Source organism: Acinetobacter sp. Ver3 (assembly GCF_000632455.1).
GTDB lineage: Bacteria > Pseudomonadota > Gammaproteobacteria > Pseudomonadales > Moraxellaceae > Acinetobacter.
Genome location: NZ_JFYL01000030.1, coordinates 1 through 14,407 on the forward strand (window position 1 = coordinate 1; position 14,407 = coordinate 14,407).

Below are 14,407 nucleotides of genomic sequence, written 5' to 3' on the forward strand. Positions count from 1 at the left end.
TTTAAGTATTTAATATTTATAACTTGGGGAAATTAATGTTCAGTAATGAATTACTTAGCGAAGCTCGGCAATTCATGTTCAGATTGCTTAAAAGCGTTTTTGAACATGAGGGATCAGATTTATTTATTTCAGCTGATTTTCCTCCAAGTATGAAACATCAAGGTTCAATGAAGCCTTTAAGTTCTCAAGCTTTGACTGCAGAAAAAACAAAACTATTCGCTTATAGCTTAATGAATGAAAAACAAAGAGCAGAATTTGAGAGTGAATTAGAATGTAATTTTGCCATTAATGTCCCAGATGTATCGCGCTTTCGCGTGAATGTTTTTCAACAGCAACTTAATGTAGGGATGGTCATTCGTACCATTACCTCTGAAATTCCAAACTTTGAAAAGTTGAAATTACCAGAAACATTGAAAGATGTGGTAATGGAAAAGCGAGGTTTAATTCTAGTGGTTGGTGGCACTGGATCGGGTAAATCTACTTCACTTGCTGCCATGATTGATTACCGTAATGAGAACTCAGCAGGGCACATCATTACTGTAGAAGATCCAGTTGAATACGTGCATAAACATAAAAAATCAATGGTCACTCACCGAGAAGTCGGAGTGGACTGTCACTCATGGCATAATGCGCTTAAAAATACACTTCGTCAGGCACCAGATGTAATTTTAATTGGCGAAATCCGTGATACGGAGACCATGGAGCATGCGATCGCTTTTGCAGAGACTGGTCATCTGTGCTTAGGCACGTTACATTCGAATAATGCCAATCAAACCTTGGATCGAATTATCAACTTTTTCCCTGAAGAACGGCGCAATCAGTTGCTTATGGATCTTTCATCAAATATGAAAGCCATTATTTCTCAACGTTTAGTTCGAACTGAAGATGGTGTCGGACGTAGAGCTGCTGTAGAAGTCATGCTAAATACACCTTTAGTTTCTGATTTGATTTTGAAAGGTAACTTTCATGAGTTGAAAGAAATTATGACCAAGTCGCGAGAACTTGGTATGCAAACATTTGACCAAGCATTATTTGATTTATATAACGAAGGTGCGATCAGTTATGATGAAGCCATTCGTAATGCTGACTCTAAAAATGAATTACGTCTACAGATTAAGCTGAAAAGTACACGCGTCCGAGAGAATGCTGAAACCTCTTCACAAACCTTCAGTATGTTTGATGAAGATGCAGAGAGCTAATTAAATAAAAAAGCCTTCATCTGAAGGCTTTTTTTTTGGACAAATTTTTAGCTATCTAGACCGCTTTAACTTTAGTTTGAACAACGAAGCGGTAAAACAGCAAGCTCAAAAGCGTCAATATCGCGCATAATATATATGCAATCGAATACTGATAGTGTGTGATCACAATACCTAGAATAAAAGAACCTAATGCGATGCCAATATCGTAAAAGGTGTAAAAAGTTGAACTCGCATGTCCAACTCGTTCACGTGCTACAGCTTGAATGGCTTGCGTTTGGAGACATGGCTGAGCAGACCCAAAGCCTATACCAATAAAGACAGCAGATATCAATAATCCGGCAGCAGAATGAATTTGGCTTAGAATGAATAGCCCAATGCTAAAGCTCACAATCGCTGGATAGACAACGTAGGCAGGACCCTTAGAGTCATATAACTTTCCTGTGAAGGGTCTTAGAAGCATCATGGAAATTGCAAAAACAGCAAAGAATAAGCTCGCATAGGTCAATAAATTTTTTGATTCAGCATATGTCGAGATAAAAGACATGATACTTGCATAAGAAAATGAGATGAGCATCGCCATCATCGCAACAGGTAAAGCTTTAATCTCAACAAAATCATGAACACTAATTTTTGTTTTGCGCTTAACAGTTTGAAATTGTGTCTGGATCGGAATCAAAAAGCAGAACAAATAACCAATAAAAACAATTGCAGCTAAAAGTGTAGCCACTGGAATATATCCCCATGGTTGAATGAGAATCAAGCCCAACATGGGTCCTAGTACAATGGCAAGATTGACTGACATGACAAAATAGCCCATGCCTTCACCTTTACGCTGATTTGGAATGAAGTCATTGACGATTGGTATCATGGCAGTGGTCAAAATACTGAACCAAATTCCTTGTAGTAACCGAATGACCAGTAATAGGGTTAGATTATCAGCAAAGATATAAGCGAAAGAGAGCAGTACAAAAAATGACTCAGAGATATAAAGTGCTTTTTTAAGCCCAATCTTCTCGATAATGAGACCGGTAAACGGTCGTATTGCGATCGATGAAGCTAGAAATAAAGTCAGTGCAAGCCCAGCTTGGGTAATATTACCATTTAAATCATTAAGAATATAAATTGGCAATATCGTTGTCTGAGCAAAATAGAAGATGAAAATAAATAAGTTATTAATTAGACACAGAATAAAAGATTTATTCCATAGATGCTCAGCATGTATAGAAGACATAGACAACCTTGAAATATTGAACCATTAAAAGCTTCAATCTGTGCCAAATAAAATTATTTTTGGTTTTGGTCAGCAATGAAGTAGGGAGAGAAGTTGAATTAATTATAATCAAATTACATGAAAATTACATCAAAAAGTGAGCCATTCATCCGAAAATGTATAAATAAAAAACCAGTCCGTAGACTGGTCATAAATATCACAAACCTGATTCATAATCTGTATTTGAGAGAAGTTGTTCTACATCTGCCAAATTAGATGGTTTAATTTTGTAGATCCAGCCTTTGCCATAGGGATCATCATTTACAAAATCTGGATCATCTTCTAGATTTTCATTAATTTCTACAACTACACCACTTACAGGAGCATGAATATCAGAAGCTGTTTTCACAGACTCAACTACACCCGCTTGTTCACCAGCAGTCAATTCACGACCTACTTCAGGTGCTTCTACATAGACAAGATCACCCAATGCATCTTGTGCGTGATCTGAGATCCCAGTAACAACGAGATCACCTTCAATACGTACCCATTCGTGTGTGCGAGCATATTTAAGCTCTGAAGGATGATTCATCACGACTCCTCAATTCGATTTGAAAAATTTTCTTGTGTTATACAGTGTTTTATTTAAAAACGAAAGTTCTATAAATATGGATCTTTACGCCAACTGCTTGGACTTCGACCACTCCAACGTTTAAATGCACGACTGAAATTCGCAACATCTGAATAACCGAGTTCATCTGCGATTTGTTCAAGTGAATAGTCAGTACGTGACAGTAGGGAGGTTGCATGACGATATCGAACTTCATCCACTAAGGTTGAAAAAGAAGTTCCTTCTGCAGCCAACTGACGTTTCAGTGTACGATCAGACATATGCAGGCGATCTGCCACATTTTCAATACTTAAATAGTGCTGTTCAGAATGTGTCAAAATATCGCGAACACGCATTGAAATTCGACGGCGTTCTCCAAGCTCTGATAGTTCTGCTTCACACTGATTAATTGCAATTTGACTGGCAATCGGATCTGCGTTAACCATCTTCAAGCCTAAATAACTTTTATCGAAACTGGCAAGAAAATGAGTCTGGTCAAAATGAATAATCGTTTTAGGGTGTAGACGACTGATGTATTTGTCAAAGCCTTCAGGTTTAGGAAAGTCGAAATTAATTTCGCCATACAAATCATTTATGCCTGTCAGTGCTTTTGCCATGGTAATGACACCAAAAGTCAAAGCCATGACAATTTCAGTTCTCAGCGGTTCAAGATCAATATCACATTGTAACTGCAAAGAAACTTGTTCTGTAAATGTCGAAAAATGAAATTGCAGAAAAGGCATACGCAGTTGTATAAAGCGGTTGGCTAAAATAAGTGCATCAGTAATCTCATTCGAGGTCATAATGGCATAGCCAATAAAACCATGGATAGAAATCCGCATTTGGTTACCAAGATGATAACCAAGAGAACTTTCACCTGTCATTTTGCGCGCGAGAATAATCATCTCATTCGCTACTTGTAGTGGAATTCTAAATTCAGGATCGGCAAGTTGCTCGTTGGTGAATCCAAAGGGAGCGAATAGCGACTCAGCACTATAACCCCAACGAGAAACAACATCTAAAAGTAAGAGTCCGTAAACACCTGGAATGCCTAAATCTGGGCGAACTGAAACTGTTTTCATGTGCGATCCATTGCTTTACACAATTTTTTTCATAATTTTTGGTGAAAATAATACTGACATAAATTCCAGATAGAAAATACCAATTTTGTCGGACAAATCTAGTGTGAAACCGATGTTTAAGCCTTAAAAACGACAATTTTTGTGGTTGAAATCAACAAAACATCACCATGCTGATTTTTTGTTTGTGTGACATAACTCACAATTCCACGATCTAGCTTTGTTTTTGAAGGATTGATAGCAACAATTTCAACTTCCACATGCAAACGATCACCTGCACGAGCTGGTTTTGGCCATCTTAAGCTTGACTCTGAACCGATAAGCCCCTTGGCAATTGGAAAACATTCAGTCCAGAGACGCATGGTAATGGCTGAAGTTTGCCAACCACTGGCTGCGATACCTTGAAAAATAGGATGATCTTTTGCAGCCTCTTCATCAGTATGAAAGACTTGAGGGTCATATTTTTGTGCAAATTCTTTAATTTCTTCGAGTGTTAACTCATATTCACGACTTTTAAACTGATCACCCACTTTTAAATCATCAAGATAAAGCATCTTCGTCTAATTCCTTGTCTTTCACTTTTTGTTCAACTAAAAATCCACCCGTTTGGCGTTGCCAAAGTTGGGCATAAATTCCATTCTGTTGGATCAGCTCATCGTGAGATCCTTGTTCTACGATATTTCCTTGATCCAAAACAATTAATCGATCCATTTGAGCAATGGTTGAAAGGCGGTGTGCAATTGCAATTACCGTTTTACCTTCCATCAGGTCATCAAGGCTTGCCTGAATCGCCGCCTCAACCTCTGAATCGAGTGCGCTGGTTGCTTCATCTAAAATCAAAATTGGAGCATCTTTTAGGAATACCCGTGCAATTGCTATACGCTGTCTTTGCCCACCAGATAATTTTACACCACGCTCACCTACATAGGCGTCATATCCTGTCTGACCACGTAGATCTGTAAGCTGTGGAATAAACTCTTCTGCTCGAGCTTTACGGACAGCTTCATACATTTCTTCATCAGTCGCTTCAGGTCGACCATATTTAATATTCTCAGCAACACTTCGATGCAGCAAAGAAGTATCCTGCGTCACGAGAGCAATGTTTTTTCTTAAACTATCTTGGGTGACTTCATCAATCGCTTGACCATCGATATAAATTTTACCTTGTTGGGCTTGATAAAAATGAAGTAGTAGTTGGATCAGTGTCGATTTTCCAGCACCCGACCGACCGACAATTCCAATTTTTTCACCCGGTTTAATTTCTAAATTCAAGTGATTAATAACATTTTTTTGATTATATGCAAAGCTCACATTATCAAACTTAATCGCACCAGAGTGTACCTCGAGTGGCAGTGCAGCTTCTTTGTCTTGAATTGCTATTGGTTTTGCTAGCGTGGTCATCCCATCTTGGATGGTACCAATATTTTCAAATAAGGCTGAAGTTTGCCACATCATAAAAGAAGCCATACTATTCAGCTTTAAAATCATGGCTGTCGTTGCGGCGATCACACCGATGTTGGCTTCACCAATAAACCAAAGCCAAACTGCTGTACCTAAAACGCCAAAGAATAAAATTGCGGTCAGTAGATTAATGCTAATTTCATAAGCAGTTCCCAGACGCATCTGGGTATACACCGTCTTCATAAAAAGTTGCATAGACTCTTTGGCATATTGGCTTTCACGACCAGCATGTGCAAACAATTTTACTGTTTGTATATTTGTATAAGCATCAGTCACACGACCAGTCATCACCGCGCGTGCATCAGCCTGCTTTTTTGAAATTTTTCCAAGTCGCGGGATAAAGAAGGATGCCGCGCCAATGAATAAAATCAACCATGCCATCAGGGGAATAAGGAGAAGAGGGGAGACGTTTCCTAAAACCACACTGATGGTAATAAAATAAATCACCACATAAGTAACAATATCCCCCAAAATTACCCAAAATTCACGAACTGCAAGTGAAGTTTGCATGACTTTAGCTGACAATCGACCTGCAAAATCATTGTGAAAAAAGTCTAAACCTTGAAGAAGTAATAAGTTGTGAAAACGCCAACGCAAGCGCATTGGAAAGCTACTGAATAAAATCTGATGCCTTATGATTGATTGCAAACTTGCAAAGAAAATATTAGCAAGTAGAAAACCAGACAAAATCATTAAATTTGTTTGGTTATTTTCGAGAAAATTTTCAGGCGCCGATGCGGATAACCAATCGACTAAATGACCAATTTGAGAGAAGAAAATAGCTTCAAATGAAGCTGTTGCTGCAGTAAATAACACCAACGCCAGGAGATAACGCTTAACTCCTGATGCTGCTTGCCAAACAAATGGAAAAAATTTCTTCGGCAAGGGCTGATTTAAATATTTGGATGGATATGGATCAACGAGTCTTTCAAACCACTGCAGCATACGACTAATCTTAATTCATCTAATCAAAACTCAGTTTACTGTGTCTTGAGGAATCTTGAAATCATTCCCAGAAGGAATCTGGAATATTTTTAATCCAAACTCAGGAAGAATCGCCAAAAGATGATCAAAAATATCGGATTGGATCGCCTCATAAGCCACCCATGCTGTCGTATTTGTAAAAGCATAAATTTCTATAGGCAAACCTTCACCTGTCGGTTGTAATTGACGAACGATTAAGGACTGATTTTGTGCAATACCTGGATGATTTTTTAAATAGTATTCAATATATGCGCGGAATGTTCCTAAATTGGTTAAACGACGTTGGTTATTGACCCCATTATTTGCGTATTGCTGATTAAAGTTTTTTAACTCAGTTTGTTTCTCATCCAGATATTTTTCTAAAATCAGAAATTCTTTAAGTTTGCTGTATTCCATTGCAGATAAGAAGTGAACACTATTTTGATCGATATAGAGTGCACGTTTAATACGACGAACACCTTGCTCTTGCATACCTCGCCAGTTCTTAAAAGTATCTGTCACCAAACGATTGGTCGGAATAGTGGTATAGGTCTTATCAAAGTTTTGTACGGTCACCGTATGTAATGACATATCAATAACATCGCCATCCGCATTTAAGGTTGGCATTTCAATCCAATCACCAATCCGAACCATGTCATATGAAGAGATTTGAACTGAAGCCACTAGAGATAGAATTGTATTTTGGAAAACCAGCATGAGCACTGCTGCCATTGCCCCGAAACCTGCCAATAGCGTGAAAACATCTTTTTTAAGAAATGTTCCTATGACCATCAGTGCACAAACAACAAAAATAATGAGTTTAACTAACTGTAAATAACCCTTAATTGGCTTATTGTGAGATTTAGGATTACGTTGATAAATAATATTAAAAATGGTGAGAAACTGACTAATTGCCAAGGCAATGGTTAAGAAAATGAAGGCTTGTGCAAACATCTGAATCAATGTAATGACTTTTTCAGACAGGTGAGGAACCGTCACAATTCCATTCATAATCACCAATGCTGGGACAATGTTTGCAATTCTTCGAATAACGCTATGTTCCGCTAAGACATCACTATAACTAAAACGTAGTTTGCTAATAATTTTGCGAATACCACGGACGACCACTTGTTTAGCAATAAAATTTGCGATAAATGCAATGAGAATAAGAATGCTCAGAGAGGTCAACATCTCTAACCAAGGAAATTGATCTGACCATTCTTGGATTTGAGTTACAAAATTTAATCTGTCCAACTTGATCACCTCTAAATGAATTAGCATTAGCTTAATGGTTTAAGTTATTAAATTTATTAGAGTTAACGTTTATCAAACAGAATAGATTAAATTAATTACTTGAACTACGTTTTATGAAATTCTATTTTAAATAAAATTAATGTGAAATAAGTCACACTATAAAATTTCGTAGATTATCGTCATTACATTTTCAAATTATAAAACCCATGTTTAAATCTAATTTAATCTTTTTTATATCGATCTCTCTGTGTTCTTTGCTTTTTGCGAAAGCTCCTCAAAGAAGCATTATTGAACTTGCTCATCTTCAGCAGTTAGAAAATGAAAAAATAATGCGAGAAAGTCAATCCATTATTTTTTTAAAGCTCTCCAAAACAACATCGATTGAAAAAAATCGAATCAGAGAATAAAAGACGAGCGCAGAAAATTGATAGAGTCTTCTCGTGATGGTTGGACGCAGCAATATGACCTAAAGCATCTTAATCATGAATTTATACCCGCTACACCGCAATCTGAATCACATATAAAGCGTTAAAAAAGCCTAATAAATTAGGCTTTAGAGAGATTTACCACATTAATTCATCTGGAATAACATAAGCTGCATATGGATCTTCCTCATCCGTAATAGCCTCATTTTTCTCAGCATTATTCACAATAATAAATCCTTCGACTTTTTCATTAATCCGCTCAGATAGCGCTCTTGGTAGAACTGCATAACCGGCTTGATCTTTAGCGATGACTAATGTGCCTGCCACGAGTGCGTTGTAAACTTGTTGATTAATATAAATTTTCTTGATTTTATTTTCATCAACGAACTGGTAGCTGATTTCACCATCAATATCTTTGATTTTATGCTGACCAATCATTTGCACTACTGCTGCACGTAATGCTTTTTCATCTTGCTGGCGTTTGATTTCAAGATTAAGACTCTGATCTTTTTCTAATTTTTGCTTTAAATCTTGTTCAATTTTAGCTTTAATCTCAGCTTCATTGCTTTGACCCGTGCGTTGCTCATGCACAGCTTGTTTAGAAAGTTTTTTAGCCTTTTTTTGATCGACTAAACCAGCTTTGAGCAATTGTGCTTGCAAGGCATTTTTTACCATGAGTAATACCAACTACGATTTTTGAAAATAACAATGACGGAAATATAAAATCCAATAGATCAGGGTCAGTAAAAAACTTAAACCTGCAGGAATTAAAAACGCTTCTAATTGTAAATAAGGATAGCTGAATGCCGCAACAGTACTGCCAATAATAAAACCAAATAAAATCACTAAATGCAAAATAACTTTTCTGGATTCCGTTGTCAGACCTCTTACAAAATATCCAAATGCTAAACCAAGATCGGTTAAGACACCAGAAAGGTGAGTCGTGCGAATAATCGCACCTTTATAATGACTTACCATGGCATTTTGTACACCCATCGCACAACATGCCCATAGCAGTGCATAACGAGGATAATAGGGAATAAATACCCAACAGAGCAGAATAAAAAGAGTCACTAAACTCAATGGTAGACCATATCTGCGTCCGAGTTTAAATTGACTATTCCCCAATATCAGACCGCTAAAACTAGAGCCTAAAACATAACTCAGGATAATAAGAATCAGAAAAAATACAGCTTTGAAATCATGGTCAATAAGACCGATGGCAAGCAAACTTGCATTGCCTGTCATGTGTGAAACTGACTGATGTAATAAAGAAATGAGACCCAAAACGTTGATCATGCCTGCATTTACTGCAAGCATGAAAGCCCCAAATTGTACCCAGTTTGGAAGGAATTGAAATGGCATATCTTTCATTCTAAAAGTTTATGCCATGAATATATTATTTTGAAGGAGCGCGATCAACCGCAGCAGTAAACAATACATCTGTAGATGAGTTGAGGGCTGTTTCAGTTGAATCTTGTAGAACACTGATCACCATACCGATGGCTACAACTTGCATAGCCACATCTGGTGAAATATTGAATAAGCCACAAGCGACAGGAATCAATAACAGTGAACCACCCGCTACACCCGAAGCCCCGCAGGCAGAAACAGTAGCCACAACAGAAAGAACAAGCATTGTAGTAAAGTCAACGGAAATACCAAGTGTATTCACCGCTGCTAATGTTAATACGGTAATCGTTACTGATGCGCCCGCCATATTAATTGCAGCACCCAACGGGATTGCTACACTCGCTGTCGATTCATTCACACCCAAACGCTTGGCAAGATCCAAGTTCACAGGAATATTTGCTGCTGAACTACGGGTGAAAAATGCGGTGATCCCACTTTCACGTAGACATTGAATAACCAATGGATAAGGATTTGAACGCATAACAAATGCCACCATAATTGGATTAATTACAAGTGCAACAAAGAACATAGTTCCTAATAGAACAGATAATAATTGTGCATAACTTGCTAAGGTTTTAAGACCTGCATCTGCAAAAGTAACCGCAACAAGTCCAAAAATACCGAAAGGTGCAAAACTGATGACAAGACGAATCACGTGATTCACGGCATTCGCAGCATCCGTCAGACACTGTTTTGTGGTGTCTGTGGCATGGCGGAATGCTATTCCCAGTGCAACAGCCCAACCCAAAATCCCAATAAAGTTTGCTTCACTTAATGCAACGATAGGATTCGCAACAAAACTGAGTAATAAGTTTTTAAGAATTTCAGTCAAACTGCCAGGTGGTTGTAAATCAGCTTGCGCAGCGACATCTAAGAAAAGAGTGCTTGGAAATAAATTACTCACAATGACAGCAGTTAACGCAGATAAAAACATACCTACGGCATACATCATCATAATGGGTTTGATTTTCGCACTGCTGCTATCACCAACTTTAAAGTTTGCAATCGAAGAAAGGACCAAAACAAAAACAAGAATTGGTGCAACAGATTTAAGGGCTTTAATAAATAAATCACCCAGCAAGCTTAATTGTGGTGCAACTTGAGGAAAAAATATAGCCACCAAAACGCCAAGAATAATGGCGATAATGATTTTGGTGACTAAACTCAAACGTGCTAGAGCAGTGAACATAACTGAACCTAATAATGCCGAGTCTGGCTTAAAATCGGATAAATAAGTGGGGTATTCTATACTTAAAAATGATTTTAAATATAAAACTTATTCATAATAAAAATTAAGTGAATCAAATCACTGGATTTTTTTTGATAATTCTTACTTAAGAATATCAAATTCTTATGCAAAAGATGATTTATTTTGGCTGAAATGCGGGTCTAATTCATATACTGCTTGGAAATGAGTGAGGTATATTTTACCTGTCAGATGTTGTATCCAGTTGGTTGAATTTAAGCGATCCATAACAGGACCTTTGACTTCGCTTAAGTGTAGTTGAATATTGAGTTTAGATAACTCAGAATTCATTTCCTCAAGAGTCTCTAAAGCTGAGTAGTCAATATTACTGATACTGGAACAGTTAATGACAACATGTTGAAGCTCATCATGTTGGCTAACTTCTGAAATAATAAATTCCTTCAGGGTGTTTGCATTGAGAAAACTCAAATTTTCATCAATTCTCACCGAAACGAGCCTTTTACTGGTAATAACCTGGTGTCTTGAAATATTTCTAAAATGCTGCGTACCTTCAACGAGACCAATCACTGCAATATGTGGACGACTAATTCTCCATAACAGCAACACAAATGTTGAAATAATACCCACCATTAAGCCTGTTGTAATATCTACACACAGCACCCCTAAAAATGTAAGAGCCATTGCCAAACCATCTGCTTTGGAATATTTCCAAGCCTCTATAAAGGGTTTAATTTCAACAAGTTTCCATATCGACACAATGATTGTTGCAGCCAATACTCCTAAAGGTAAATATTCAAATAGGCTTGTAAAATATAGACTGACCACAATAATAAGTAGGGAGGATAAAACGCCAGCCATAGGTGTTTTTGCACCAGCATCAGCATTGACCACTGTGCGTGATAAGCTACCAGTGACAGGAAATGCGCCACTAATTCCAGCGCCAAAATTTGCAACACCGAGTGCAACAAGCTCTTGATTACTGTTCAAATTACTACGTGATTGAAAAGCCGTAGCTTGCGCGATCGAAATAGATTCAACGAAACTCACCATAGCGATCATTGCTGCACCAGGAAGCAGTATTTTCACCATGTCCCAAGTCCAGTACGGCATTTGAATAGGAGGTAATCCACTTGGAATTTCACCTACTGTTTTAATTCCATAGACAGTTAAATCAAAGGATTGAACCAGTAAGATTGAAAATAGCACTAAGCATAACGGTAATGCTTTTTGTACAAATTGCATTAATTTTTGATGATTTGAAAATGCTGGAATTTTAAGTAATTGTGGTAAATAAATGAGCGATAAAATTGAAGCTAAACCCAAAGATAAGCTGGCCAAATCATATAAAGAAATATATTGTGCCAAACTCGTAAAAAATTCGATTAAATTACTGGATTGCAATGGAATATTAAGAATAAATTTTATTTGACCTAATGCAATTAAGACGGCTGAAGCAATGATAAAACTCTTAATCACAGGATGGCTAATGAGACGAATCAAAAAACCAAATCTGAATAATCCTAATAAAAATGAAATTATGCCAACCATTACTGCTAGCAAATAGGCAGCTTGAATATAGACTGGTGAACCCACTTCATATAATGGCTGTAGCGTGGCAAAAGTCATCATAGAGATTAATGCAACTGGACCAATTGAAAGGGTAGTACTCCCTCCAATCAATGCATAAGCAATCATAGGGATAATACTGGCATATAAGCCCATAATTGGAGGTAAGCCTGCAATCATGGCATATGCCATACCTTGTGGTACAAGCATTGCAAGCACGATCACAGATGCAAGAAAATCAGATTTAAAATCTTGAGTATTGTATTTTTTTAACCATTTCCAAGCTGGGATGATTCGTTCCACAGAATGCTTCGTTAAATCCATACAAATCTCTAAATCACATTTATGTATATATTATGCATAAAAAGTGATAAACAAGCACTGAGTATTGTTGATAAGGATCATCAAGAATTTGATTAATGATCCTTAATGTATGATTTTAATCATATATTTTTTTAAAAGGTTGTATCTGTTCAAGCTGATAAGCGAGATCTATCAGTAAACGTTCTTGTCCCAAATCAGCAGAAAGCTGAATACCTATCGGTCTTGAATCTAATTTGGTCATACCCATCGGCAATGATATCGCTGGAGCACCTGCGATATTTTGAATAGGTGTGAATGCCACATAATTCCTTAAACGCTCAAATAAAACATCAAATTCGAGTTGAGGTGAAAGATATCCAATTTGAGGCGAAACATGCGCTAAAACTGGCGAAAGGATGACATCATATTGTTGGAAGATTTGTTGATAGATGCGCTGGATTTGCTTTAAACGGTATAAAAATAAAGGGGTTTTATAGAAATTTTTCTTGTACAAGTTTGCAAGCCCAACTGTTAGATGATCTAACTCATTCACGTTAAAATCTTTGCCAAGTAGCGGTTTTCCAAACTGTTGAATCATAAATGATAAAAAACCCCAATAGTGGCTGAAATCATCTACAAACGAATCTGGAATAGGAAGTGAAAATTCTTCAATATGATGACCTAAATTCCTGAGTAGTTGAGCAGTAGACTCAACAGTTTGACGGGTCTCAGCATCAGTATTGGTTTGCAATGAATCATAAACAAGACCAATCCGTAAAGGTTTGCTGGATGGATGCTGGATTAAGCCAATTTCGGGTAATTTTTTTGGCTTATATTGTTTTTCCATTTCAGCAAAGAAAAACGCGGTATCACGCACAGAACGTGTTAAAACACCATCTGAAACAAGATCAATTGGTAAATACTGCGAACCTTCATTTGGATACCAACGACCACGTGTCGGCTTTAAACCGACTAAACCGCAATTTGCTGCGGGAATTCGTATCGAACCACCACCATCATTTGCATGTGCAATTGGTACTACGCCTGATGCAACGAGTGCCGCAGCTCCACCTGAAGAAGCTCCACACGAATAATCAGTATGCCAAGGATTGCGTGTGTAATCCCCAGACTTAAATTCTGTTGAAGCATTTAAGCCAAATTCAGGCATTATGGATTTACCCAGTGCAATTAAGCCTGTATCTAACATTTGTTGAGTAATTTTAGAATTTTTGATCTTTTCCTTGGATTTGAACGATGTTGATCCTTGTTGCGTAGGAAAACCAATAAGATCCAAATTATCCTTAATAAATGTAGGGATTGCAGAAAAAATCTGATTTGGTTTAAAAGTAGGCGATTTAAGTATTTGTTCGAAGTTTTCGAATTCAATTGCATTTAGCAGAGGATTTACGAATTTTGCGCGTTCAATCGTAGCTCTTATAACTTCATCAATTGAGATGTCTTTAGATTGAATTCTGTTTGAGAGCTCAATCACATCACTCGTACCTAATATATCATCCGTGAAAGCGTGAATTCTTTTTTGATTATCCATAATCGATTTTCTTTAAAATTGACTAAGCATATGTATACACATGAAATATTGATTTGTCGATTGACCAAAGATTGAATTAACGCGTGATTTCGCATAATGTATATTATGTTAAATATAATACACCTGATAATAACTTCATAATAGAATTGTATGATTGGCTAAAGGTTC

Annotated in this window: 12 protein-coding genes; 1 reads left to right on the forward strand and 11 read right to left on the reverse strand. The window is 37.1% G+C overall.

Annotated elements, in window-relative coordinates; translation table 11 throughout:
* Positions 1-35: 35 nt before the first annotated feature.
* Entirely contained in the window at positions 36-1,199 is a 1,164-nt protein-coding gene (locus CL42_RS09220) for a PilT/PilU family type 4a pilus ATPase (RefSeq protein ID WP_035267499.1), read from the forward strand.
* Between the two features lie 55 nt (positions 1,200-1,254).
* Here the strand turns inward: CL42_RS09220 and CL42_RS09225 are convergent, their stop codons facing one another.
* The 11 genes from CL42_RS09225 to CL42_RS09275 form a co-directional block, all read right to left on the reverse strand.
* A complete protein-coding gene (locus CL42_RS09225; protein ID WP_035267500.1) occupies positions 1,255-2,430 on the reverse strand; it encodes an MFS transporter in 1,176 nt (391 codons plus the stop codon).
* Between the two features lie 196 nt (positions 2,431-2,626).
* Complete coding sequence (gene gcvH / locus CL42_RS09230) at positions 2,627-3,001, reverse strand: glycine cleavage system protein GcvH (protein WP_035267502.1); 375 nt, start codon at positions 2,999-3,001, stop codon at positions 2,627-2,629.
* A 68-nt stretch (positions 3,002-3,069) separates the two neighbouring features.
* A complete protein-coding gene (locus tag CL42_RS09235; RefSeq protein ID WP_035267503.1) occupies positions 3,070-4,101 on the reverse strand; it encodes an AraC family transcriptional regulator in 1,032 nt (343 codons plus the stop codon).
* 116 nt (positions 4,102-4,217) lie between these two features.
* A complete protein-coding gene (locus tag CL42_RS09240) occupies positions 4,218-4,652 on the reverse strand; it encodes a MaoC family dehydratase (RefSeq protein ID WP_035267505.1) in 435 nt (144 codons plus the stop codon).
* Positions 4,639-6,504, reverse strand: coding sequence for an ABC transporter ATP-binding protein (locus CL42_RS09245; protein WP_035267507.1), 1,866 nt, complete (start codon positions 6,502-6,504; stop codon positions 4,639-4,641). Before CL42_RS09245 ends, CL42_RS09240 begins: the two co-directional genes overlap by 14 nt.
* A 30-nt stretch (positions 6,505-6,534) precedes the next feature.
* Positions 6,535-7,776, reverse strand: a complete 1,242-nt coding sequence (locus CL42_RS09250) for a mechanosensitive ion channel family protein (protein ID WP_416202019.1) — start codon at positions 7,774-7,776, stop codon at positions 6,535-6,537.
* A 563-nt stretch (positions 7,777-8,339) separates the two neighbouring features.
* Positions 8,340-8,876 carry a DUF2058 domain-containing protein gene (locus CL42_RS09255; RefSeq protein WP_035267511.1) on the reverse strand — a complete coding sequence of 179 codons (537 nt, stop codon included), beginning with the start codon at positions 8,874-8,876 and terminating at the stop codon, positions 8,340-8,342.
* A 12-nt stretch (positions 8,877-8,888) separates the two neighbouring features.
* Positions 8,889-9,566: a YoaK family protein gene (locus CL42_RS09260; protein WP_035267535.1), complete on the reverse strand. Its 678-nt coding sequence runs from the start codon at positions 9,564-9,566 to the stop codon at positions 8,889-8,891.
* 34 nt (positions 9,567-9,600) lie between these two features.
* A complete protein-coding gene (gene sstT, locus CL42_RS09265; RefSeq protein ID WP_035267513.1) occupies positions 9,601-10,803 on the reverse strand; it encodes a serine/threonine transporter SstT in 1,203 nt (400 codons plus the stop codon).
* A 162-nt stretch (positions 10,804-10,965) separates the two neighbouring features.
* A complete protein-coding gene (locus CL42_RS09270) occupies positions 10,966-12,711 on the reverse strand; it encodes a SulP family inorganic anion transporter (protein ID WP_035267514.1) in 1,746 nt (581 codons plus the stop codon).
* Between the two features lie 115 nt (positions 12,712-12,826).
* Complete coding sequence (locus CL42_RS09275) at positions 12,827-14,239, reverse strand: amidase (protein ID WP_035267515.1); 1,413 nt, start codon at positions 14,237-14,239, stop codon at positions 12,827-12,829.
* Positions 14,240-14,407 lie beyond the last annotated feature (168 nt).

Bases quoted from the DNA above. Each gene is read 5' to 3' on its own strand.
- CL42_RS09220 (WP_035267499.1), top strand. From the start codon at position 36: ATGTTCAGTAATGAATTACTTAGCGAAGCTCGGCAATTCATGTTCAGA.
- CL42_RS09225 (WP_035267500.1), bottom strand. From the start codon at position 2,430: ATGTCTTCTATACATGCTGAGCATCTATGGAATAAATCTTTTATTCTG.
- gcvH (WP_035267502.1), bottom strand. From the start codon at position 3,001: ATGAATCATCCTTCAGAGCTTAAATATGCTCGCACACACGAATGGGTA.
- CL42_RS09235 (WP_035267503.1), bottom strand. From the start codon at position 4,101: ATGAAAACAGTTTCAGTTCGCCCAGATTTAGGCATTCCAGGTGTTTAC.
- CL42_RS09240 (WP_035267505.1), bottom strand. From the start codon at position 4,652: ATGCTTTATCTTGATGATTTAAAAGTGGGTGATCAGTTTAAAAGTCGT.
- CL42_RS09245 (WP_035267507.1), bottom strand. From the start codon at position 6,504: ATGCTGCAGTGGTTTGAAAGACTCGTTGATCCATATCCATCCAAATAT.
- CL42_RS09255 (WP_035267511.1), bottom strand. From the start codon at position 8,876: ATGGTAAAAAATGCCTTGCAAGCACAATTGCTCAAAGCTGGTTTAGTC.
- CL42_RS09260 (WP_035267535.1), bottom strand. From the start codon at position 9,566: ATGCCATTTCAATTCCTTCCAAACTGGGTACAATTTGGGGCTTTCATG.
- sstT (WP_035267513.1), bottom strand. From the start codon at position 10,803: ATGTTCACTGCTCTAGCACGTTTGAGTTTAGTCACCAAAATCATTATC.
- CL42_RS09270 (WP_035267514.1), bottom strand. From the start codon at position 12,711: ATGGATTTAACGAAGCATTCTGTGGAACGAATCATCCCAGCTTGGAAA.
- CL42_RS09275 (WP_035267515.1), bottom strand. From the start codon at position 14,239: ATGGATAATCAAAAAAGAATTCACGCTTTCACGGATGATATATTAGGT.